The organism is Ruegeria sp. BB7 (genome assembly GCF_056539365.1).
This window is the reverse complement of sequence record NZ_JBQFUV010000005.1, coordinates 93105-112536: the sequence shown is the minus strand read 5'-3', so window position 1 is coordinate 112536 and position 19432 is coordinate 93105. Positions and strand designations below refer to the sequence as shown.

General features: G+C 57.3%; 20 protein-coding genes. 10 read left to right on the top strand and 10 right to left on the bottom strand.

The annotated features are described in order from the left end of the window. Positions 1-36: 36 nt before the first annotated feature. Positions 37-1281: an ABC transporter substrate-binding protein gene (locus ACR0D7_RS10985; protein WP_480679050.1), complete on the bottom strand. Its 1245-nt coding sequence runs from the start codon at positions 1279-1281 to the stop codon at positions 37-39. A gap of 219 nt (positions 1282-1500) precedes the next feature. Here ACR0D7_RS10985 and ACR0D7_RS10980 point away from each other — a divergent pair, with 219 nt between their 5' ends. Together ACR0D7_RS10980 and ACR0D7_RS10975 are read left to right on the top strand one after the other, a co-directional pair. Next, positions 1501-2238 (top strand): response regulator transcription factor, encoded by a 738-nt coding sequence (locus ACR0D7_RS10980; RefSeq protein ID WP_480679049.1) that lies wholly within the window; start codon positions 1501-1503, stop codon positions 2236-2238. Continuing rightward, the gene (locus tag ACR0D7_RS10975; RefSeq protein ID WP_480679048.1) at positions 2235-3686 is read left to right on the top strand and encodes a sensor histidine kinase; all 1452 of its coding nucleotides are present in this window, start codon (positions 2235-2237) and stop codon (positions 3684-3686) included. The genes ACR0D7_RS10980 and ACR0D7_RS10975 overlap by 4 nt, the downstream gene beginning before the upstream one ends. Before the next feature lie 4 nt (positions 3687-3690). Here ACR0D7_RS10975 and fliP read toward each other — a convergent pair whose 3' ends face one another. The 4 genes from fliP to fliF are packed head-to-tail and all read right to left on the bottom strand — an operon-like array spanning position 3691 to position 6887. Then, positions 3691-4422, bottom strand: coding sequence for a flagellar type III secretion system pore protein FliP (gene fliP / locus ACR0D7_RS10970; RefSeq protein WP_480679047.1), 732 nt, complete (start codon positions 4420-4422; stop codon positions 3691-3693). Then, positions 4422-4709, bottom strand: a complete 288-nt coding sequence (locus ACR0D7_RS10965; RefSeq protein WP_480679046.1) for a FliM/FliN family flagellar motor switch protein — start codon at positions 4707-4709, stop codon at positions 4422-4424. Before ACR0D7_RS10965 ends, fliP begins: the two co-directional genes overlap by 1 nt. After that, positions 4702-5298 (bottom strand): FliH/SctL family protein, encoded by a 597-nt coding sequence (locus ACR0D7_RS10960; protein ID WP_480679045.1) that lies wholly within the window; start codon positions 5296-5298, stop codon positions 4702-4704. Before ACR0D7_RS10960 ends, ACR0D7_RS10965 begins: the two co-directional genes overlap by 8 nt. Next, on the bottom strand, positions 5298-6887 hold the full coding sequence (fliF, locus tag ACR0D7_RS10955; RefSeq protein WP_480679044.1) for a flagellar basal-body MS-ring/collar protein FliF: 1590 nt from the start codon (positions 6885-6887) through the stop codon (positions 5298-5300). The genes ACR0D7_RS10960 and fliF overlap by 1 nt, the downstream gene beginning before the upstream one ends. 119 nt (positions 6888-7006) lie before the next feature. On the opposite strand from fliF, the gene ACR0D7_RS10950 reads away from it, so the two are divergent. From ACR0D7_RS10950 to ACR0D7_RS10930, 5 genes are read left to right on the top strand one after another with little or no spacing between them, the layout of a single operon-like run. Continuing rightward, on the top strand, positions 7007-7504 hold the full coding sequence (locus ACR0D7_RS10950) for a flagellar basal body-associated FliL family protein (RefSeq protein ID WP_480679043.1): 498 nt from the start codon (positions 7007-7009) through the stop codon (positions 7502-7504). A gap of 9 nt (positions 7505-7513) precedes the next feature. Continuing rightward, positions 7514-7996 carry a hypothetical protein gene (locus ACR0D7_RS10945; RefSeq protein WP_480679042.1) on the top strand — a complete coding sequence of 161 codons (483 nt, stop codon included), beginning with the start codon at positions 7514-7516 and terminating at the stop codon, positions 7994-7996. Further along, on the top strand, positions 7993-8568 hold the full coding sequence (locus ACR0D7_RS10940) for a MotE family protein (RefSeq protein WP_480679041.1): 576 nt from the start codon (positions 7993-7995) through the stop codon (positions 8566-8568). Before ACR0D7_RS10945 ends, ACR0D7_RS10940 begins: the two co-directional genes overlap by 4 nt. A gap of 37 nt (positions 8569-8605) precedes the next feature. Beyond that, entirely contained in the window at positions 8606-9475 is an 870-nt protein-coding gene (motA, locus tag ACR0D7_RS10935; RefSeq protein ID WP_480679040.1) for a flagellar motor stator protein MotA, read from the top strand. Further along, complete coding sequence (locus ACR0D7_RS10930) at positions 9472-11604, top strand: hypothetical protein (protein ID WP_480679039.1); 2133 nt, start codon at positions 9472-9474, stop codon at positions 11602-11604. The genes motA and ACR0D7_RS10930 overlap by 4 nt, the downstream gene beginning before the upstream one ends. A 299-nt stretch (positions 11605-11903) precedes the next feature. Here ACR0D7_RS10930 and betB read toward each other — a convergent pair whose 3' ends face one another. Further along, positions 11904-13358, bottom strand: a complete 1455-nt coding sequence (gene betB, locus ACR0D7_RS10925) for a betaine-aldehyde dehydrogenase (RefSeq protein ID WP_480679038.1) — start codon at positions 13356-13358, stop codon at positions 11904-11906. 180 nt (positions 13359-13538) lie between these two features. On the opposite strand from betB, the gene ACR0D7_RS10920 reads away from it, so the two are divergent. Then, the gene (locus tag ACR0D7_RS10920; RefSeq protein WP_480679037.1) at positions 13539-13868 is read left to right on the top strand and encodes a hypothetical protein; all 330 of its coding nucleotides are present in this window, start codon (positions 13539-13541) and stop codon (positions 13866-13868) included. Positions 13869-13872: 4 nt separating this feature from the next. Here ACR0D7_RS10920 and ACR0D7_RS10915 read toward each other — a convergent pair whose 3' ends face one another. Both ACR0D7_RS10915 and trhO read right to left on the bottom strand, forming a co-directional pair. Further along, complete coding sequence (locus tag ACR0D7_RS10915; RefSeq protein WP_480679036.1) at positions 13873-14376, bottom strand: potassium channel family protein; 504 nt, start codon at positions 14374-14376, stop codon at positions 13873-13875. A gap of 75 nt (positions 14377-14451) precedes the next feature. Then, a complete protein-coding gene (gene trhO, locus ACR0D7_RS10910) occupies positions 14452-15357 on the bottom strand; it encodes an oxygen-dependent tRNA uridine(34) hydroxylase TrhO (RefSeq protein ID WP_480679035.1) in 906 nt (301 codons plus the stop codon). Between the two features lie 92 nt (positions 15358-15449). Between trhO and pncA the strand changes: the two genes are divergently transcribed. Continuing rightward, positions 15450-16043, top strand: a complete 594-nt coding sequence (pncA, locus tag ACR0D7_RS10905; protein ID WP_480679034.1) for a bifunctional nicotinamidase/pyrazinamidase — start codon at positions 15450-15452, stop codon at positions 16041-16043. On the opposite strand, the gene ACR0D7_RS10900 is transcribed toward pncA, so the two are convergent. Then, positions 16040-16573 carry a hypothetical protein gene (locus tag ACR0D7_RS10900; RefSeq protein WP_480679033.1) on the bottom strand — a complete coding sequence of 178 codons (534 nt, stop codon included), beginning with the start codon at positions 16571-16573 and terminating at the stop codon, positions 16040-16042. The two genes, pncA and ACR0D7_RS10900, sit on opposite strands and share 4 nt — an antisense overlap. Before the next feature lie 93 nt (positions 16574-16666). Between ACR0D7_RS10900 and pncB the strand changes: the two genes are divergently transcribed. Then, entirely contained in the window at positions 16667-17959 is a 1293-nt protein-coding gene (gene pncB, locus ACR0D7_RS10895; protein WP_480679032.1) for a nicotinate phosphoribosyltransferase, read from the top strand. A 3-nt stretch (positions 17960-17962) separates the two neighbouring features. Here pncB and ACR0D7_RS10890 read toward each other — a convergent pair whose 3' ends face one another. Further along, positions 17963-19414 carry an aldehyde dehydrogenase family protein gene (locus tag ACR0D7_RS10890; protein ID WP_480679031.1) on the bottom strand — a complete coding sequence of 484 codons (1452 nt, stop codon included), beginning with the start codon at positions 19412-19414 and terminating at the stop codon, positions 17963-17965. Positions 19415-19432: the final 18 nt, after the last annotated feature.

The window sequence follows — 19432 nt, the reverse complement described above, 5'->3', positions numbered from 1 at the left end:
CTCTGCCCCTCACTATAGGGGGCAGAGCGTGTTGGATCAGTAGCTGTTTGCCACTGCGTCCGCCAATTGCTGAACCGCGTCAGCCGAGGACATATCCGAGTTGAAATGCGCGGTCACAACGTCCGTAATCGCACCGGACTGCGACCCGCGCAGGGCCATGCCGTGGGCGTAAGACGGCAGCAGCGAGCCAGCCGCCGAGGTCGAACCCATGTCTTCGGCCGACAGATTGGCGCAGATGTCAAAGTCTTCCAGACCTACGTCGGTCCGCGCAGGGATCGAGCCTTTGTTCAGGTTGAACACTTTCTGGAAGTTCGGTGCGACGATCAACTTGGCCAGCAGGTCCTGACCGGCTTTCTTGTCGTCCCCATCCACGTCGAACATGGCGAAGCTGTCGACATTGTACAGGTAACCGTCACCGGGGGTCGAGGAGCACAGGAAATCTTCGCCGGGGGTCTTGCCCGCCGCCAGAAACTCACCCTTGGCCCAGTCGCCCATGATCTGGAACGCCGCTTCGCCATTCATCACCATGGCCGTGGCAAGGTTCCAGTCACGGCCAGAGAAGTTCTCGTCCACATATCCACGCATGGTCCGCATCTGATCAAAGACCTGAACCATCGTGTCCGAGGTCAGCGCCTCGGGGTCCAGATCAACCAGTGCCTTTTGGTAGAATTCAGGTCCGCCAATGCCCAGCAGAACCGCTTCGAAAACGGTGGCGTCCTGCCAGGCCTGACCACCATGGGCCAGCGGGATCACACCGGCATCCATAAGTTTGACGGCAGCGGCATTGAACTCATCCCACGTGGTCGGCATTTCGATGCCGTTGGCGGCCAGAATATCGGCATTGGCCCAGATCCAGTCAACACGGTGCACGTTCACAGGTGCCGCGCACCATGCGCCTTCGCACATCATGTGGCCTGCAATGGATGCGGGCAGCACATCCGCCCAACCTTCGGCCTCAGCCACAGATGAGATATCGGCCAGAACGCCTTCTTCGTACCATTCCTGAATGGCGGGGCCCTTCAGCTGAACCGCAGTCGGCGCGTTACCAGCCAGAACACGGGCACGCAGAGCGGTCATCGCGGCGTCACCGCCGCCACCAGCGACTGGCATATCTGTCCATGTACCGCCGTTCGAGGCGAACTCTTCCTGCAGAACGGCCACCGATTTGGCTTCACCGCCCGAGGTCCACCAATGTAGCACCTCAGCCTGAGGTTCGGCCACAGCCGACGACCCTGCCACAACGGCCAGTGTCGAAACGGTGGCAAATGCAAAACGCTTCATGTTGTGTCTCCTCCCTAGAGAACATAGTGACTGCTGATGCAGCAATGCCCGCTATAGTGAGGCCAGAAAACTGTCTGGCAACGCAGAATCCGCGCCAAAACCCTGCACTTGCCCAATTTTTCACCGCTTCTGTTACAGCGTGTTACGTTGACATTGAATCTGTTTCCGTTCGTTACAATGGATGATGACGGAGGAGCTGAAACTGGGAGGACAAGCTGCGTGAGCATTCCGCGACTTTTGGTGGTGGATGACGACCCCGAAATGCGGTCGATGATGACCCAGTTTCTACACAAAAACGGGTTCATTGCGTTGCCCGCCAGTTCGGAAGATGAAATCCGGTCTCATCTGACGGCAGGCCGGATCGACCTGATCCTGCTGGACGTGATGCTGGGGGACGAGAACGGGGTCGATATCTGCGCCCGCCTGCGCGCTGAACAGGATGTGCCGATCATACTGGTCTCGGCCCTGTCGGCGGATCATCAGCGTATGGCTGGGTACGAGGTCGGGGCCGACGACTATATCGCCAAGCCCTTCAACCCTCAGCTGCTGCTGGCCCGGGTTCGCGCGGTGATGCAGCGCGCCCGACGCACGCCCTCGCTGGCCTATCGCCGCCGAACCAAGAGTTTCCAGTTCAACGGCTGGAGCTATGACGGCAAACGCGATGAAGTGCATTCGCCCGAGGGCTATCTGGTCTCACTGTCGCAACGGGAAACGGCGCTGCTCAAAGTTTTGCTGGCCAACCCGCATATCCCCCTGACCCGGGATGAGATCGCCGCCGCGTTGGATGTCACCGGCAGTGCCGACAAGCCCGAGGCGCAGGGCCGTGCCATCGATATGCTGGTCGGACGGTTGCGATCCAAGATCGAGGCCAACCCGAAAGACCCGCAGATGCTGCGCACCGAACGCGGGGTCGGCTATGTCTTTGCTGCCGAAGTATCGATGGAAGAGGACGCATGACAGCGCGTGCCCCGCGCCTGCGCAGCCTGGGCTGGATCTGGACCGGAGCGGCCTTTGCCTCAGGCCTGCTGTCCGCGGGTCTTTGGTTCGCCTCAGCCCGTGCATGGGACCAGTTTCTGACCAGAGCCTATGTTGCCGGGTTTGCTGTTTACGAAGAATTGCGCGTGGGCCAGTTGCCTCCGCCGGGGATCACGATCACCCCCTTGCCACCAGAGGCGGCGAAACTGGCAGATGCCGGAAAGTTCGAGCAATTGCCGGGCCTGTCGGATCGTAGCTTTGTCACCAACCTTTCGATCCTGACCGACAACGCCGCTCCGCTTGCCGGACGCGAACTGACACTTGCGGTGATGTCCGACCGGCTGGTCTATCCGGTTTCGGATATCATGTCGCGCCTCGACCAGATTGGGCCTGAGAAACTGGGCAATCTGACCCGTCTACTGGCCACCTATTGCAGCGAACCGATCCTGATCGCACAGTTCGGGCGCAGTGAGTGGAAGAAGGTGGACGGCACCGATGTCTGGGGCTGCAAAGCTGCACCTGCCGATCTGCGCCTGCCTGCCATTCTGGCCGCGATTGTGGCGCTGGCGGTTATTCTGACCTCGGTTGGCAATGTTTCGGACAGCTTCACCCGCTTTGCAACCGCCCTGCGTGACCGCAAGCGCCGGGGCGGGCCGAACAGTTATGACGCCGATGGTCCGGCGGAATTGCGCGAGATCGTTTCAGCTGTGAACGCGCATCTGGATGATGAAAGAATGCAGTTGGAAAAGCGCGCAACGGTATTGTCCGGCGTCAGCCACGACCTCGGAACCCCAGCGACGCGTGTTCGTTTACGAGCCGCGCTGATCGCCGATGACGAACTACGCGAAAAACTTGAGGCCGACGTAGACCAGATGACCGGCATGATCGAAAGTGTTCTGACCTATACCAGGTCAGAGCTCAGCGTTGAGGAGCCGCAACAGATTTCGTTGACCGCCTTGGTCGAGTCATTGGTCGCCGATTACCAGGACATGGACCTGCCAGTAACGCTAAGGAAAATAGATCCGGTCGCGGTCGAAGGTGCGCCATCGCTGTTCATGTCCCGTCGCGGGCACGGATCGTTGCCGGAAACGCGGCGCATGCTAGTAATGGGGCGGCCAATTTCACTGAGGCGCGCTCTGACCAACCTGATCGACAACGCGCTGAAATATGGTCGCCATGCCGAGGTTCAACTGGAAACCGATGCCCGCACGGCCACTATTACAGTCGAAGACAAGGGTGCTGATCTGTCGGTCTCAGATATCGAGGACCTGATGGCACCGTTCCGGCGGGGTTCCAATATCGGCTCGTCCGACGGGTTCGGTCTGGGTCTGACCATCGCTGCAACTGTCGCAGAACAACATGGCGGCGCGCTGAGTTTCGAAGCCGGAGATCGGGGCTTGCGGGCGCGGCTGCAAATCACCCGACAATGATGGTTCAGGTCATGTAACTGCGCACCAGCGCACCGGCAATAAGCGACCATCCATCTGCAATAACAAAAAAGGCCAGCTTGAACGGAAGCGATACAGTCGCGGGAGGTACCATCATCATCCCCATCGACATCAGCACTGCGGCCACTACCAGATCAATAATCAGAAATGGTAGGAAGATCAGGAACCCGATCTGAAAAGCCCGTGCAATCTCGGACAACATGAAGGACGGCATCAAAATCGACAGTGGAGCATCGGGCGCTAACGCAATTGCGTCTCCGCCGGGGCGCAATGCTGCCATGGCGTGAAACGTGTTGGGGTCCAGCCTTGCGGCCATGAACGAACGGAAGGGTCGAATGGCGATCTGCAGCGCCGGTTCGACCTCTAAGGTTTCGTCGATCATCGGTCGGATACCGGTGGTCCATGCCTCGCTAAACACCGGTTCCATGATGAAATAGGTCAGGAACATCGCGAGGCTGACGATCAGCATGTTGGGTGGCGATTGCTGTAGGCCGATTCCCTGCCGCAGAATGGCCAGCACGGTGATCAGAAACGGGAAACAGGTGACCATGATCGCCAGCCCCGGCGCAAGGCTTAGGATCGTTATCAATAGAATCAGCTGAATTGTCCGCGCCGAGATAGATCCACCCTTGTCCAATGACAGCGACAGCTCCTGCGCCGCGACCAGCGAGGGGAACAGTGTTGCCAGTACGACCACAACCCAGAGCAGATGCCGCATCAACCGATTCCGTTCTGAAAATCTGCAATCTCGGTCAGGCGCACAGCAAGCTGCCCAGCCGGATCGCCCTCGACCTCTTCCAGCTGGCCACGGGCGACCAGTTGATCCCCGACATACAGGTCCACTGGGTCTTCGATCCGCTTGTCCAGCGTCAGAACGGCGTTTTCGCCCATGTTCAGCAAATCACGGATGAGTGGACGTGCGCGCCCAACCGAGACCGTCACCTCAATCGGAACTGCTTCAAACGGATTGGCTTTTTCGGGTTTTGGGGTCTGGGGATCACTCATTGTTCATTGCCTCTTTTGCCTCGAATACATACGCGTCAAATGCCGCTGCGACCGAGGCGAGCAGACCGCTGCAATCCACCTCGCGCTGGGATGTACCGACCTGCAATCGCGCTTGCCCTGGCTCAAGCGATAGGTCTTCAATCACGCGGGTAGGCAGCGATAGGTCTGGCGGCAGCAGCGCATCGACGTCAGCCGCACATCCTTTAGGAACATATATCTGCATGGGCTGGCCGATCTGCTCACGCGCCATATCGGTTAGTTGTTCGACCAGCCGGGCGGCAAAGCCTCGGTCCAGCATTTCGGGCAGGACGACATTCACCAGGCTTTGGAACATCGCCTCCAGCGACAGGGTCATGCGGCTGGTGGCTTCGTGATAGGTAAAGGACATATCCTCCAAAGATCTGGCCAGATCAGTCGAAATCTGACCCCGGCTTTGCCCCTGCGCCTGAACCGCGTCTTCCCATCCGGCGCTATAGCCCTGTTCGAAAGCAGCCAGTCGGTGTTCCTCCAAGGTCTCCTCATCCAGTAGCTGGAGCTTGCCGCCCTCGGCCTGCAACGTGAAATCCTGAAGAAGATGAGCAATCGACATCAGACACGCTCCTCACCTTCTTCAAGCCAACTGCGCAAGATTTCGACAGTCTCTTCCTGCTTGTCACCGATCATCGCCCGCAGACGATCCACCGGATCAGCGCCTTGCTGCACAGCCAACGCCGGAACGCCCCCAGCAGGCGCTTGCTCTGGAAGGGGGGTGAATTGACCGCTCTCGTCGGTTGCAATTTCGCCGGTCAGATAGGCTTCGGGCCCGGGAGTGGTCCCTGCTGGTAACAGCGCGGGTGCCATCACTGGTTTCGTCAGGATTGGGCGGATCACGAACAGGCCGAGCACCAGCGAGACAATCGCCAGAACCGCCATCTGGATCAGCGACATCGCGTCGAAATGCACTTTTTGCCAGATCGACATTGAAGCAAGCGTACCTTGTGGTTCAACCACCGGAAGATTAAGTGATTTCAAGGTGATAACGTCTCCGCGGTCCGCATCAAAACCCACGGCTGACGCCACCAGCTCTTTCAGCGCATCCATCTCGGCCTCAGGCATCGGTTCAAAAGTTTCTACGCCAGCAGCATCCACAGACCGCGTTCCATTGACCAGAACCGCAACCGTCAGCCGTTTGATCGCACCAGGGGCATTGTGGACCTCCAACTCGGTTTCCGAGACCTCATAATTCACCCGCTCCCTCGTCTGGGTCGCGTTGGAATTTGATCCGTCCCCGCCAGCGACATCGCCATCTGGCAAGTTCGAAGCCACGGTGACATCAGCGGATTGATTGCGGGCGCTGTCCGAACGTTCCTCGATATCGGTGCTTATGGCGACGCGGCCATTGGGGTCAAAACGGCGTTCACGGATGGATTCTGTTTTGGTCACCGTATCAACGCTGACCTCAACCACAGCATTACCCGCGCCAACGCGCGCCTCGACAAGCCGCATCACCCGCTCGCGCAACTGGCGTGCCTTGTCATCAGCGGTATCAGCGGCAACGGCAGTTTCCTGCCCCCCGATCACCGATCCGTTTGAATCGACCACCGTGACATTCTCGGGTGCCAAACCGCTGACTGCCGAGGCGACAAGAAAACGGATCGCCTTGGCCTGCTCGGCAGTGATCTGAGCCCCGGACGGCACCAGATAAACCGAGGCCGTCGGCGCAACGCTACGCTGAAACGGATTGTTTGAGCCGTTGGCGACATGCACCCGCGCCTGACTGACATGTGGGCTGCCGACGATTGTACGGGCCAGTTCACCCTCTTTCGCGCGCCAATAGGCAGCGTCGAACATCTGTGACGTTGTGCCAAACCCGCTGAGCGAATCCAGCAGTTCATAGCCTTGATTTCCATTGGCAGGCAGGCCCTCGCTGGCCAGTGTCAGACGCAGCTCATCCCGCTGCGAACCGGGCACATAGATCGAACTGTCGCGAACCTCGTACGGGATCCCACGCTGATCCAATGAGCGGACGATATCCCCTGCTGCACCGCTTTCCAGCCCGGCATATAGCAAGGTCATCGAGGGCGCTGTCACCAGTCGCGACATCGCGAGGACCCCGAGGAATACCAGTACGACCGCACCGGCGACGATGATTTGTTTACGCCTGTCCAAACTTGCCCAGACAGTTCCGATCTGCTGCACGCTCACCTCCGACTCGCCGACATTCTGCCCGGCGCATCCCTTGTTTGGACGATTGCCCTTAACAATCGGTTAGTCCCTGCCGGGTTATGACAATTGCTGAACGGACAAATGAGGACGCCATGGCTGACGCGACTGCAGAACAGGCAGAAGCCCCAGATAAATCTGGGAAAAAGGGGATGATCATCGGGGTGATTCTGGTCTTCATCGGGGCTGGGACAGGCTTTTTCCTGACGTCCTCTGGGCTGCTACCCTTTGGGGGTAAACCCACGGTGGAAGAGGTCGGGGAAAAGGGAAAAGACAAGTCCGTAGTGGCCTTGCCGCAGGTGGGGTTTATCGACCTGCCGCCAGTGATCGTCTCGGTAAACGCAGGCGATTCGCGGCATTTGAAGTTTCACGCTCAACTTGAGGTGAACAGCGAACACATCCCCGACGTTGAAAAGATGAAACCGCGAATCATGGACGTCCTGAATGGTTACCTGCGCGCGGTCGAAGTGTCCGACCTTGAGGATTCGCTCGCCCTGATGCGCATCCGTGGTCATCTGCTGCGGCGCATCGAACTCGTCGTCGGCGAGGGGCGCGTGCGCGATGTCCTCGTCATGGAATTTGTGCTGAATTAGGAGGCGAAATTGGAGCTGATTGCAGATATTTTGCTGGTCGCCGGCGCGCTGGGTGCGGGTCTTTATTGTTTCGTGCTTTCCCGGCGGCTCAGGCGGTTCACCGACCTGGAAAAGGGCGTTGGCGGTGCGGTTGCCGTTCTGTCGACACAAGCGGATGAGTTGAAGAAATCTCTGGATTCGGCGCGGGATGCTTCGGACCAATCCGGTGCGGTTCTGAAGGAGTTAACGCAACGGGCCGAAACGGTTGCACAGCGGCTGGAGCTGATGATGGCCTCTATGCACGATGTCGTTCCACCTGAGGAAAAGACAGAGGAACCAACGCCAGCCGCCCCACCAAAAGACGCAACCGAAGAGGAACAGGAAGAAAGCACCGAAGCTATAGAAAAGCTTGATGAGTCGGGCAGTGAAGTATCCGCCGCGGCTCAGGCCAAGCGGCCCAGTGGTTTGATGTTCTTCAGACATGACCGCTCACAGGGTGGGGCCACCATATGACCGGGCAACAGATTGATAGGCGTCCAAAAGGCGGCGTGCTGGCGGTCATCTCTTTGTTGATGATCGGGTCTGCCGCGATTCGACTTGGGTTAGAGGCCGGGCCCGCGCTGGCGAAAACGGTCGAACCTTCCGCACCCAAGATGAAGCAGGCGCAAGCTGATCTGCCCGGAGCACAGGTATTGCTGACTGAATTGCTGCGCCGGGAAGAAACCGTGAAGCGGCGCGAAGCGGCAGTATTGGACAAGGAAAAGGCGCTTTCCATAGCCAATCAGGCGATCGAGACGCGTCTGGCCGCCCTGCAAGAGGCCGAAGAGTCTCTGCGCGCAACCCTCGCCATAGCCGAAAAGGCAGCCGAAACCGACCTGACGCGCCTGACGGATGTCTATCAAAGCATGAAGCCAAAAGACGCGGCCGCTCTGTTTGAAACGATGGATCCGGGTTTCGCTGCCGGTTTCATGTCACGCATGCCTCCGGACGCGGCCGCGGGCATTCTGGCCGGGCTCAACCCCGAGGCGGCTTACACAATCAGCGTTATCATGGCCGGTCGTAATGCTGCGGCCCCTCAGGAATAAGATTTAACCCCTCAAAGGGCTTTGCTGGAGACTTACCATGATCGGACTAATCGGAATTGTCGTCATCTTCGCCATGGTGTTTGGCGGTTATCTGGCTGCGGGTGGCAAAATGGCTATCATTATGAAATCCCTGCCCTTTGAGATGATGATGATCGGTGGGGCAGCCGTAGGCGCTTTCTTGATCAGCAACGACATGAGCGCGGTCAAACACACGGCCAAGGACATGGGCAAAGTGTTCAAGGGGCCGAAATGGAAATCCGAGGACTACCGCGATCTTCTGTGCCTTTTGTTTTCGCTGATCCGTATCGCCAAAGCCAACCCGGTCGAGGTCGAACAGCACATCGAAGATCCCGAAAACTCATCACTGTTTTCGGCCTATCCGAAAATTCAATCGGATAAAGAGGCGGTTGACCTGATCTGTGACACGATGCGGTCGGCGTCGATGAACTATGACGATCCGCATCAGGTGGAAGAGGTGTTGGAGAAACGAATGGAAGCGAATTTCCACCACGCTATGCACTCTAGCCACGCCTTGCAGACGGTTGCAGATGGCCTGCCTGCCTTGGGCATTGTTGCGGCGGTGTTGGGGGTGATCAAAACGATGGGTTCCATCGACCAACCGCCAGAAGTGTTGGGCAAACTGATCGGTGGCGCCCTTGTGGGAACCTTTCTGGGCGTGTTCCTGGCCTACGGTCTGGTCGGTCCTTTTGCAGGCAAGCTGAAGGCCGTTGTCGAAGAAGACAACCATTTCTACCAATTGATCAAAGAGGTTCTGGTCGCCAACCTGCACAATCACAACGCGGCCATGTGCATCGAAGTCGGACGTCAGAATACGCCAACTCACAACCGTCCGAACTTCACCGAACTGGAAGAAGCACTGAAAGAGCTTAAACGGGCGGCGGCATGACCCGATTCGCAATCGTTGTCTCTGCCCTGATCGCGACGGCCAGTGGCGCGAGTGCCCAGAATTTGACGGTGCGCTCGGGCGAGCATGAAGGCTATACCAGACTGGTTGTTCAGGTTCCGCCAGATACAGGATGGGTTTTGAAACAAACGAAGAATGGCGCGCGTCTGAATGTCGAACTGAAGGATGTGGTCTTTCAAACCGGCTCAGTCTTTCAACGGCTGACCGAAAACCGATTGGCGGCAATTTCCCAACCGGAACCCGGCGCAGCTCTTGAGTTGGAGTTTGGTTGCGACTGTGTCGCCTCGGCCTTTTTGTTCAAGCAAACAATGATCGTGATGGACATCTCGCCCGGAACCTTCCTGCCACCGCCGACCAGCGACATCCCGTTACCCGTTCTGCCCAAGGCCCCTAAGAAAACGCGGGATTCCGATCTGACAATTGATGCCCCGGCCCTGCCGTTGCTGAATCTGAACGCAAACGGCTTCGAAGACCAACTGTCGACGCGGCTGCTGCAAGGGGCGGATCGAGGGATCGTGGACCTTAACATTGCTCCGGCTGGATCACGTACATCTACCAGTAATCAGACTCTGTTTATGCCTTCAAATGTCGAGCTGAACGTACAGGTGACTACAATTCTAGACGACCTGAACGGGCTATTGGGCCCCGACATCCCGCCGTTAGAACGCCGCCCACCCTGTATATCCAACGCCGAATTTGCATTTGAGAAATGGTCAGATCATCGACCATTTACCGAACAGGCTGCGCAGCTACGATCTGGTCTTTTTCAAGAGTTCGACATCATCGACAAAACGCATGCGCTCCAACTGGCTAAGCTCTATGCATATTCCGGCTTCGGTGCCGAAGCACAAACGGCTCTCGGTCTGCTGGGAGAACAATCGGCCGAATCTGAGCGTATCGCCGCTATTGCCCGCGTTCTGGACCATGGGCCGTTGACTGGGAAAAACCCGTTCTTGGGACTACAGCGATGCGACAGCGATGCCGCTTTGTGGGCAGTACTATCCGAAGGTCGCTTGCGCGCGGACGCCAACTTGACGGCGATAGAACAGGCATTTGCGCGTTTACCCGATCATCTACGGCGCCATGTCGGTCCGGCGCTGTCGGAAATTCTGGTGGACGGGGACGAACTGGAAGCCGCCCGCCGAATTTTGCGTTCGGTTGATCGGGTCAGAACACAAGCCCGGGCAAGTGTAACGCAGGCAAAGGCCAAAGTTTCATCGGCCGAAGGTGACGCACCCAGAACCGAAACGTTGCTGACCGAGGTGATCGGATCACCGGACGCCACCCTGGAAGCTCCATTGGCGCTGGTTCGCCTGGTCGACAAACGCTGGACCGAACGCGGATCAATGTCGCCTCAGGAACTCCAATTGTCCGAATCCTACACGGTCGAGTTCCGCAGGGCCAAGATCGGCCCAACGATGCTGCAGACCCATGCGGTTGCGCTGGGTTTGGGTCAAGAATTCGACGCGGCGCTCGACCTTTTTGCGGATATGCCGAAAGACCCAGCAAACGCCGAGATGCTGAATCGTGTGGTGTTAATTTTGACCGAACGGGCCGATGACGCCACTTTTTTACGCCGTATCCTCAACATGCCAACTGCGCAATCGATGGAACTGACAACGGACGCCGCCATTTCCGTAGCGGACAGGTTGGCAAACCTCGGGTTCCCGCGACAGGCACATGCTCTGGCAAAACGTCCTCAGGATAGGGTCAGGCGGGGTGAGAGAGCCCGCCTACGTGCCATGTCCGCACTTTTGGCACAGCGCCCCCATCAAGCGATGTTGGAACTGGAAGACGATCCAACGGAAGAGGGCGTTGCGCTGCGTGCCGAAGCTTTGACCGCAGTCCAGGATTATGCAGCGGCGGGTGCTCTGATGCGCGGTTCCGATCATGTGAATGAAGCAAACCGGCTGTTTTGGCTTGCCGACCTGCCAGATGAAGCGGATCTGCAATATGGCACGAAGTTCAGCAAGGTTGTGCAGATGACTCAGGATCTAACCGCGCCACAATTACGTGTGCCTGACAAACCACTGGCCGACGCCGAGAATTTACTGCGTGACAGCGCGGCGGCTCGCGAAAAGATAGCCGAGTTGTTCAAGGTACTGAAGTAGGAATAAGACGGCTCTAACACTGAGATTTTACGAGTCAGATGGATTATTAACTCTGCCTTTTGGTCCTCAAACTCTCAGAGACAAAGGCCGCAAACCGATTATGTTCCGATGAGATGAGTGCCGGGACTTGATCGCGATGTGTGAGTATCTCGAGATACCGGCGTCATTTATCTGAATTCAGCAAACAGTTTTACAAAAGGGCAAAGAAGCGCGGCTGAAAGCCACCCTTTTGGTTCCCACTGATCCGCCCTGTTCCGTACAGAGTTTTGTACGGAACAGGGCGTGGATCGCCATCTTGATCAGTAAGGCGCTTCGACGTCATTCATCGAAACATAAACCGTTTTCATCTCGCTGAAGTGATTGATCGCCAATTTCGAATTCTCACGTCCGACACCAGACATCTTCGACCCACCAAAGGGGGCCTCGACCGGGGCGAGATTGTAGGTGTTGATATAACAGGTGCCCGCCTCGAATCCCGCCACGATGCGATGGGCGCGGGTCAGGTCATTGGTAAACACCCCGGCTGCCAGCCCGAACTCGGTGTCATTGGCGCGGGCCAGAACCTCTTCCTCGGTGTCGAAATCCAGCACGGACATAACCGGGCCAAAGATTTCCTCGCGCGCGATGGTCATATCGTCAGTGACATCGGCAAAAACTGTGGGCTGCATGTAGAACCCGTCGCCGTCGATGCGCGCACCACCAAAGACCAGCCGCGCACCTTCGGCTTTGCCCTTTTCGACATAGCTCAGCGCAATGTTCATCTGGTTTTCACTGACCATGGGCCCAAAGTTGACATCTTCATCCAGAGGGTCGCCTATTTTCGCAGTGGTAAGTCGTTCAGACAGCCGCGCAAGGAATGCTTCTTTGATGCCTTTCTGAACGAATACTCGGGTGCCATTGGAGCAAACCTGCCCCGAAGAATAAAAGTTACCTAGAATCGCACCCGAAACGGCGTTTTCAATATCAGCATCTTCAAACACGATCATCGGGGATTTGCCGCCCAATTCCATCGTGACGTGCTTCATCCCGTCTGCCGCTGCGGCATATACCTTGCGGCCGGTCGGCACAGACCCGGTGAGCGAAACCTTGGCCACGCGCGGATCGGTGACCAGCGACGCGCCCACATCACCATAGCCCTGCACCACGTTATAAACGCCTTTTGGCGCACCGGCTTCGATCAGAATCTCGGCCACTTTCAACGCGGAAAGAGGTGTAGTTTCTGAGGGTTTGAACACCATCGTGTTGCCGCAGGCCAGTGCAGGTGCACCTTTCCAGCAGGCGATCTGAGTCGGATAGTTCCACGCGCCAATCCCCACGCAGACGCCCAGTGCCTCACGGATGGTGTAAACAAAGTCGCCGCCACCCAGTGGGATGTGTTCGCCAGTCAATGAGGCCGTCAGACCGCCGAAATACTCCAGCGCATCAGCGCCGCTTGTCGCGTCTGCCACGAGTGTTTCCTGCAAGGGCTTACCGGTGTCATGAGTTTCCAGGACCGACAGTTCATAATTGCGGTCACGCATGATGTCAGCAGCGCGGCGCAGAACACGCCCACGCTCGGTTCCTGACATCGCAGCCCATTCTGCCTGAGCCTGTTTTGCATTGTTTAGAGCCTTATTAACAATCTCAGGTGTGGCCGAATGCAGCCGCGCGATGACTTCTCCGGTCGCCGGGTAGATGACGTCGATCGGAGCGCCGTTCGTGTCCTCAACATATTCGCCATCAATGAAGTGGCTGGCCTTAGGCTGATATTTCATGCCGCGTCCTTTTCATGTGTGCCCGCCTGTCTGCACAGGGCATTTCCAAGCGGATTTATCGTTTATTGATTGGTCAGTCAATAAACAGGGAGCCTGCGGTTTCCCGCCCAGCCCCACCATCATCTCTTAAAAAAATGGTTAATGTTCTATATTTGTTTCACACAGTCAGAGGAACATCCGATGGCCCAGTACTCACGAAATTCCGCCCTGAGCGGACCATCCAATGACTATCACCTGCTCCCGGTGACAGACCGGCAGATGCGGTATGCCCGCGCGATTGCCGAACAGTCAGCGCTGGAAATCCCCGTTGAGGCGCGCCGCGACCGAAAGGCGATGTCAGCCTGGATTTCGGCGCATAAACCGCACGACCCATCGCCTTTTGCCAATTATCCTACCGGCAAACAGGTGGCCTTTGCCGAGCGGATTTCGCGCAGCAAACGCAGGCCTATCCCGTCCGAGTGTTTCCGGGACAAACACGCCATGTCTGCGTGGATCGACCACAATAAGTGATAGGTCAGTGTCGACCGTGATCGCGCGCGTAAATGCCCACTGCGGCCGCGACGAACAAGCCAAGCAATATATATCCGGTAATTGCCTCGGCCACAGCCAAACCTCGGCACAGGCCAGCGGGGTGCAGATCGCCGAAACCAACGGTCGTAAATGTGACGTATGAAAAATACAGAACATCCGAAGGCCCTTTGGCCCCCACAACACACAGATCGTAATATCCAAACGAGCCGTAGACAGCGGCGAACAGGAACGGCACGACCTGAATGAAAGAAATCCCCATCAGCAGCAGTTGACGGCGCGGCGATTTTACCTGGGTCATGTAGTACCAGGTCTGCGACACCAACCAGATCATCAGCAACACTGTGGTTGCCGTGCCGATCTTGTCCCCTGCGGTCGTCTCACTGAGCCGTGAAAGACCATACCAGGCGACAAAACTCACGATCACCAAACCTATTGCGGCGACCAGAGTCGATTTCCATTCTTCCAGAGTTTTCGGGTCGCGGCGCATGTAACCTCCGATACGGCGATACGGGCACTATGATCGACATTCCGGCACGCGCCCGCAACTTTATTTATCAGAGAGTTAGTCGGCCCCCAGGTGCTCTTGCCCGCGCTGGCGTGCCAGACCGATCTGTTTCTGCCGTTCGCGGAAACGTATTTTGTCGGCCTCGGATGTTTCGTTGACGCACTGGTGACAAGACACGCCGTGTTCATATTCCGGGCGTTTCATATCCTCGGGCAGGATCGGGCGGCGGCAGCCGTGGCACAGGTTGTGCGGTCCCTCGACCAACCCGTGTCCAACTGAAACGCGATTGTCGAACACAAAACACTCACCCTGCCAGGTGCTGTCATCAGAGGGCATTTCCTCAAGATAGCGCAGAATTCCGCCTTTCAGGTGATACACATCCTCGACCCCCTGCCCCAGCAGGAAGTTGGTGGATTTCTCACAGCGAATGCCACCGGTGCAGAACATGGCGACGCGCTTGTTGTGGAAACGGTCCTTGTTGTCTTCCCACCAAGCCGGAAACTCGCGGAAGCTAGCTGTTTCAGGGTCTATTGCGCCTTCAAACGTGCCAATCGCCACCTCGTAATCGTTGCGCGTGTCGATCACCACTACATCGTCTGAGCGGATTAGTTCATTCCAGTCCTCGGGTTCGACATAGTTGCCGACACGGGCGCGCGGATCGACATCCGGCTGGCCCATGGTCACGATCTCTTTCTTTAACCGCACCTTCATCTTGCCAAAGGGCGGATGATCGGCGGTGGCTTCTTTCCACTCAAGATCGGCGCAACCGGGCAGCGACTTGATATGCGACAGTACGGCGTCAATCCCGGCACGGGGGCCTGCGATAGTGCCGTTGATCCCCTCCTGCGCAAGCAGCAATGTGCCTTTGACGGATTGTGCGCGGCACAGGTCCAGCAGCGGCTCGCGCAGGGCAGCGTGATCCGGGAAACGGGTGAAGTGATAGAGAGCAGCTATCGTATACATAAGGGCCGTCTAAACCCGCATTCAAAGAGTCGCAAGGGATCGGATTGACGCCCCCTGCCCATCCCCGTACCGATAGTGAAAAGGAGACCGAGATGCCCCATGCCCTGCTCGTAATCGACGTTCAGAATGATTTCTGCCCTGGCGGCGCGTTGGCGGTCCCCGGTGGAGATGAGATTGTTCCCGCGATCAACGCCATGATGGATGATTTCGACTCTGTGATCCTGACTCAGGATTGGCATCCGGCTGGGCATTCCTCTTTCGCCAGCTCTCATGCCGGGAAGAACCCTTTCGACCTGACCGAAATGCCCTATGGCTCACAGGTCCTATGGCCGGACCACTGTGTGCAAGGAACGCAAGGCGCCGAATTTCACCCAGATCTGCGTACAGACGGCGATCTGATCCTTCGGAAAGGGTTCCGCAGTAGCATCGACAGCTATTCCGCCTTTTTTGAGAATGACCAGACCACGCCGACAGGGCTGCAAGGCTACCTGACCGCGCGTGGTATCGACAAACTGACTCTGGTGGGATTGGCTACGGATTTCTGCGTCTACTTCTCGGCCGTGGACGCAGCGCAGCTTGGGTTTGACGTAACTGTGCGGATGGACGCCTGCCGGGCAATTGATCTGGATGGGTCATTAGCTGCCGCGAAAAATGCGATGCGCGCCGGGGGCGTTACTTTGGCCTAGGGGGTGGCCCCGATCGATGCCAGAAATCTCAGGATAACAATCACAAGAACGGCCAGGCCAAACGCAACTCCGACACGCACGAGAATTGACCGCCTTTTTGGCTCGGCCTCAGGAGATTGCCTAGGCTTTGGAGTTTGGTCCGGCAGATCACGGATTATCTCTGCTTTTGGCCGCGCTCTTTTCACGTCATCGAGAAACTGCCAGAAATCGAAATCTCCACAATTCTCACCTTGCACACCCATGTTGCGGATATTTGCAAACAACCGTTTCAGGATACGTTCACGGTCTTGTGCGTCTTCGGCCCAGTAAAGGCCATGCGGTAGGTCTCCACCTCTTGCCTCAAGGCTAAAACCTGATTCAGCAAATATTCGGCGAATCTTCGGAGACGCACTGTGCAGAGCCTGAACAGTTCGAGTATTGCGAAACGAAGCACGCACGGCGCGGTGACCTGTTACGGCAGCCACACCGTGTTCAGGATCCACTTCATGCGGTGCGATCGCCACAATATCAAAGTCGTACTCGAGACCCATTCACTAATTAAACCTTGTCACTGTCCCCAATCTAGCCACTCTTGCCAATCCATGCACCTATTGATCTAACAACGGAAATCGCAGGAGTTCCCCATGGTCGATATTGCGACGCGCGTGTACAATCATAAATGGAAGATTGACCCGATTGTCCGGTCTTTAATCGACACAGACTTCTACAAACTGCTGATGTGCCAGTCAGTGTTTCGAAATAAGCCCCAAACGGATGTGGTATTTTCACTGATCAACCGGTCGAATCACATTCCTTTGGCTGAATTGATTGACGAAGGCGAGTTGCGCGAACAATTGGATCATATCCGGTCGCTCAGCCTCAGCCGGGGTGAAAGCACCTGGTTGCGGGGCAATACCTTCTACGGAAAACGGCAGATGTTCCGCTCGGACTTCATGGAGTGGTTCGAGAATATGCGCCTGCCGCCCTATCACCTGGAGCGCAAGGGCGATCAGTTTGAACTGACATTCGAAGGCAAATGGCATGAAGTCATGCTATGGGAAATTCCTGCGCTTGCGGTGCTCATGGAACTGCGGTCCCGCGCGGTGCTGAACAATATGCGCCGGTTCGAACTGCAGGTGCTTTATGCCCGCGCGATGACCCGAGTGTGGGAAAAAATCGAACAGCTGCGCCAGATCGACGGGCTGGGCATTGCTGATTTCGGCACACGCCGACGGCATTCCTTCCTTTGGCAGGACTGGTGCACACAAGCGATGATCGAAGGGCTGGGCTCGGCATTTACCGGCACTTCGAACTGCCTGATCGCCATGCGGCGCGAGGTTGAGGCAATCGGGACCAACGCGCACGAACTGCCCATGGTGTATTCCGCACTGGCTGAAACGGATGAAGCGCTGGCGCAGGCCCCATATGACGTTTTGAGCGATTGGCATGACGAGCACGATGGCAATCTGCGTATCATTCTGCCTGATACCTATGGCACGCAAGGGTTTCTGAACCATGCACCCGATTGGCTGGCGGGCTGGACCGGTATCCGCGTCGACAGCGGCGACCCGGCTGCAGGTGCCGAGATCGCCATCAGTTGGTGGAAGTCGCGTGGCGAGGACCCAACACAAAAGCGGATCATCTTCTCGGACGGGCTGGATGTAGAGAAGATTAAGGAACTGCATAGCCAATTTGCGGACCGTGCAAATATATCCTTTGGCTGGGGCACCTTGTTGACCAATGATTTCCGCGGGTTGGTGCCTGATGACGCACTGGCGCCGTTTTCACTGGTCTGCAAAGCAATCTCGGCCAATGGACGCCCGACCGTTAAACTGTCGGACAACCCGGAAAAGGCGATGGGGCCGAAGGATGAAATCGAACGCTACAAGCGGGTGTTCGGCGTCGGCACGCAGCAGTCGATTGAGGTCATCGTTTAGACCTTAACCATGGTACGCAGCCACGGTTTTTACCTGTGAAAACCCATAGAGCGCTTCGAACCCTTTTTCGCGCCCGTGACCTGACTTTCCAACTCCGCCAAAGGGCAATTCCACCCCGCCGCCCGCGCCGTAGTTGTTGATAAACACCTGACCCGAGCGCAACCGTTTCGCCAGCCGCATCTGCCGTGCTCCGTCGCGGGTCCAAACGCTGGCGACCAGACCGTATTCGGTGGCATTGGCGATCTGGATGGCTTCTTCCTCGGTCTCAAAGGGGATCAAAACTTGCACCGGGCCAAATATCTCATCCTGAGCCAGAATGTGATCAGGAGGGACATCGGCAAAAAGGGTGGGCTGCACGAAAGCGCCGTCATCTGGCGCATGATCAATAATGCGCCCCCGACCGGCGACGCTGAGATCCGCGCCCTTGGCTAGATATTCGGTAACAATCTGTTTCTGACGGATGGAGATCAGCGGTCCAACCCTCAAATCCTCTTGCGCCGGACCAACAGTCAGCTCGGAATAAGCTTCTGCCATTCGAGCTTTCACATGCTCATACACCCCACGCTGCACAAGAATACGGGACGAGGCCGAACAGGTCTGCCCTGCGTTCTGAATGCCCGCATTCACCAGAAACGGCAGTGCGGCGTCCAGATCGGCATCGTCAAACACCAGTTGCGGGGACTTTCCGCCCAGTTCCAGCGTCACTGGCACCACATTGCGCCCCGCCGCCTGCTGGACCAGCGCGCCCGTGGCGACCGAGCCGGTGAATGAGATATGGTTTACGCCCGGATGTGCCGCCAGCGCGGCCCCGGCTTCGGCCCCCAATCCCGGCACGACGTTCAGCGCGCCGGCAGGCAGACCGGCCTGTTGCGCCAAATGGGCAAAGGCCAGCGCGGTCAGACAAGCCTCTTCCGCAGGTTTCAGCACACAGGCATTGCCCATCGCTAGCGCGGCCCCAACCGAGCGGCCAATAATCTGCATTGGATAATTCCACGGCACGATATGGCCGGTCACCCCATGTGGTTCACGCAGGGTATATACAGTGTAGCCATCCAGATAGGGGATCGTCTCGCCCATCACCTTGTCCGCCGCACCGCCATAAAACTCGCAATATCGCGCCAGGGCCACTGCATCGGCGCGCGCCTGCGTCAGCGGTTTTCCCACATCCATTGCCTCAAGCTTGGCAAGGTCATCAACGCGCTCTAAAACCATCTGCCCCAGACGTGTAAGGATGCGCCCTCTCTCTAATGCGGTTTTGCGACCCCAGTCTCCATCCAGGGCAGCTTCGGCGGCGTCGACAGCCTTTTGTATGTCCGCGTCGGTTCCTCGTGCGATCTGGCAGATTTCCGAGCCATCCGACGGGTCGATCATCGGGATCGTCTGTTGTGAGACTGCGGGAACCCACGCGCCGCCAATCAGACAAAGTGAGGGATTGAACCAGAGTGGATTGGACATAGGGGCCTCCATCTAGGC

What these genes read in the sequence shown, in the direction of transcription:
- ACR0D7_RS10985 (WP_480679050.1), bottom strand. Translation starts at nt 1,281, where the DNA reads ATGAAGCGTTTTGCATTTGCCACCGTTTCGACACTGGCCGTTGTGGCA.
- ACR0D7_RS10975 (WP_480679048.1), top strand. Translation starts at nt 2,235, where the DNA reads ATGACAGCGCGTGCCCCGCGCCTGCGCAGCCTGGGCTGGATCTGGACC.
- fliP (WP_480679047.1), bottom strand. Translation starts at nt 4,422, where the DNA reads ATGCGGCATCTGCTCTGGGTTGTGGTCGTACTGGCAACACTGTTCCCC.
- ACR0D7_RS10965 (WP_480679046.1), bottom strand. Translation starts at nt 4,709, where the DNA reads ATGAGTGATCCCCAGACCCCAAAACCCGAAAAAGCCAATCCGTTTGAA.
- ACR0D7_RS10960 (WP_480679045.1), bottom strand. Translation starts at nt 5,298, where the DNA reads ATGTCGATTGCTCATCTTCTTCAGGATTTCACGTTGCAGGCCGAGGGC.
- ACR0D7_RS10950 (WP_480679043.1), top strand. Translation starts at nt 7,007, where the DNA reads ATGGCTGACGCGACTGCAGAACAGGCAGAAGCCCCAGATAAATCTGGG.
- ACR0D7_RS10940 (WP_480679041.1), top strand. Translation starts at nt 7,993, where the DNA reads ATGACCGGGCAACAGATTGATAGGCGTCCAAAAGGCGGCGTGCTGGCG.
- motA (WP_480679040.1), top strand. Translation starts at nt 8,606, where the DNA reads ATGATCGGACTAATCGGAATTGTCGTCATCTTCGCCATGGTGTTTGGC.
- ACR0D7_RS10930 (WP_480679039.1), top strand. Translation starts at nt 9,472, where the DNA reads ATGACCCGATTCGCAATCGTTGTCTCTGCCCTGATCGCGACGGCCAGT.
- betB (WP_480679038.1), bottom strand. Translation starts at nt 13,358, where the DNA reads ATGAAATATCAGCCTAAGGCCAGCCACTTCATTGATGGCGAATATGTT.
- ACR0D7_RS10920 (WP_480679037.1), top strand. Translation starts at nt 13,539, where the DNA reads ATGGCCCAGTACTCACGAAATTCCGCCCTGAGCGGACCATCCAATGAC.
- ACR0D7_RS10915 (WP_480679036.1), bottom strand. Translation starts at nt 14,376, where the DNA reads ATGCGCCGCGACCCGAAAACTCTGGAAGAATGGAAATCGACTCTGGTC.
- trhO (WP_480679035.1), bottom strand. Translation starts at nt 15,357, where the DNA reads ATGTATACGATAGCTGCTCTCTATCACTTCACCCGTTTCCCGGATCAC.
- pncA (WP_480679034.1), top strand. Translation starts at nt 15,450, where the DNA reads ATGCCCCATGCCCTGCTCGTAATCGACGTTCAGAATGATTTCTGCCCT.
- ACR0D7_RS10900 (WP_480679033.1), bottom strand. Translation starts at nt 16,573, where the DNA reads ATGGGTCTCGAGTACGACTTTGATATTGTGGCGATCGCACCGCATGAA.
- pncB (WP_480679032.1), top strand. Translation starts at nt 16,667, where the DNA reads ATGGTCGATATTGCGACGCGCGTGTACAATCATAAATGGAAGATTGAC.
- ACR0D7_RS10890 (WP_480679031.1), bottom strand. Translation starts at nt 19,414, where the DNA reads ATGTCCAATCCACTCTGGTTCAATCCCTCACTTTGTCTGATTGGCGGC.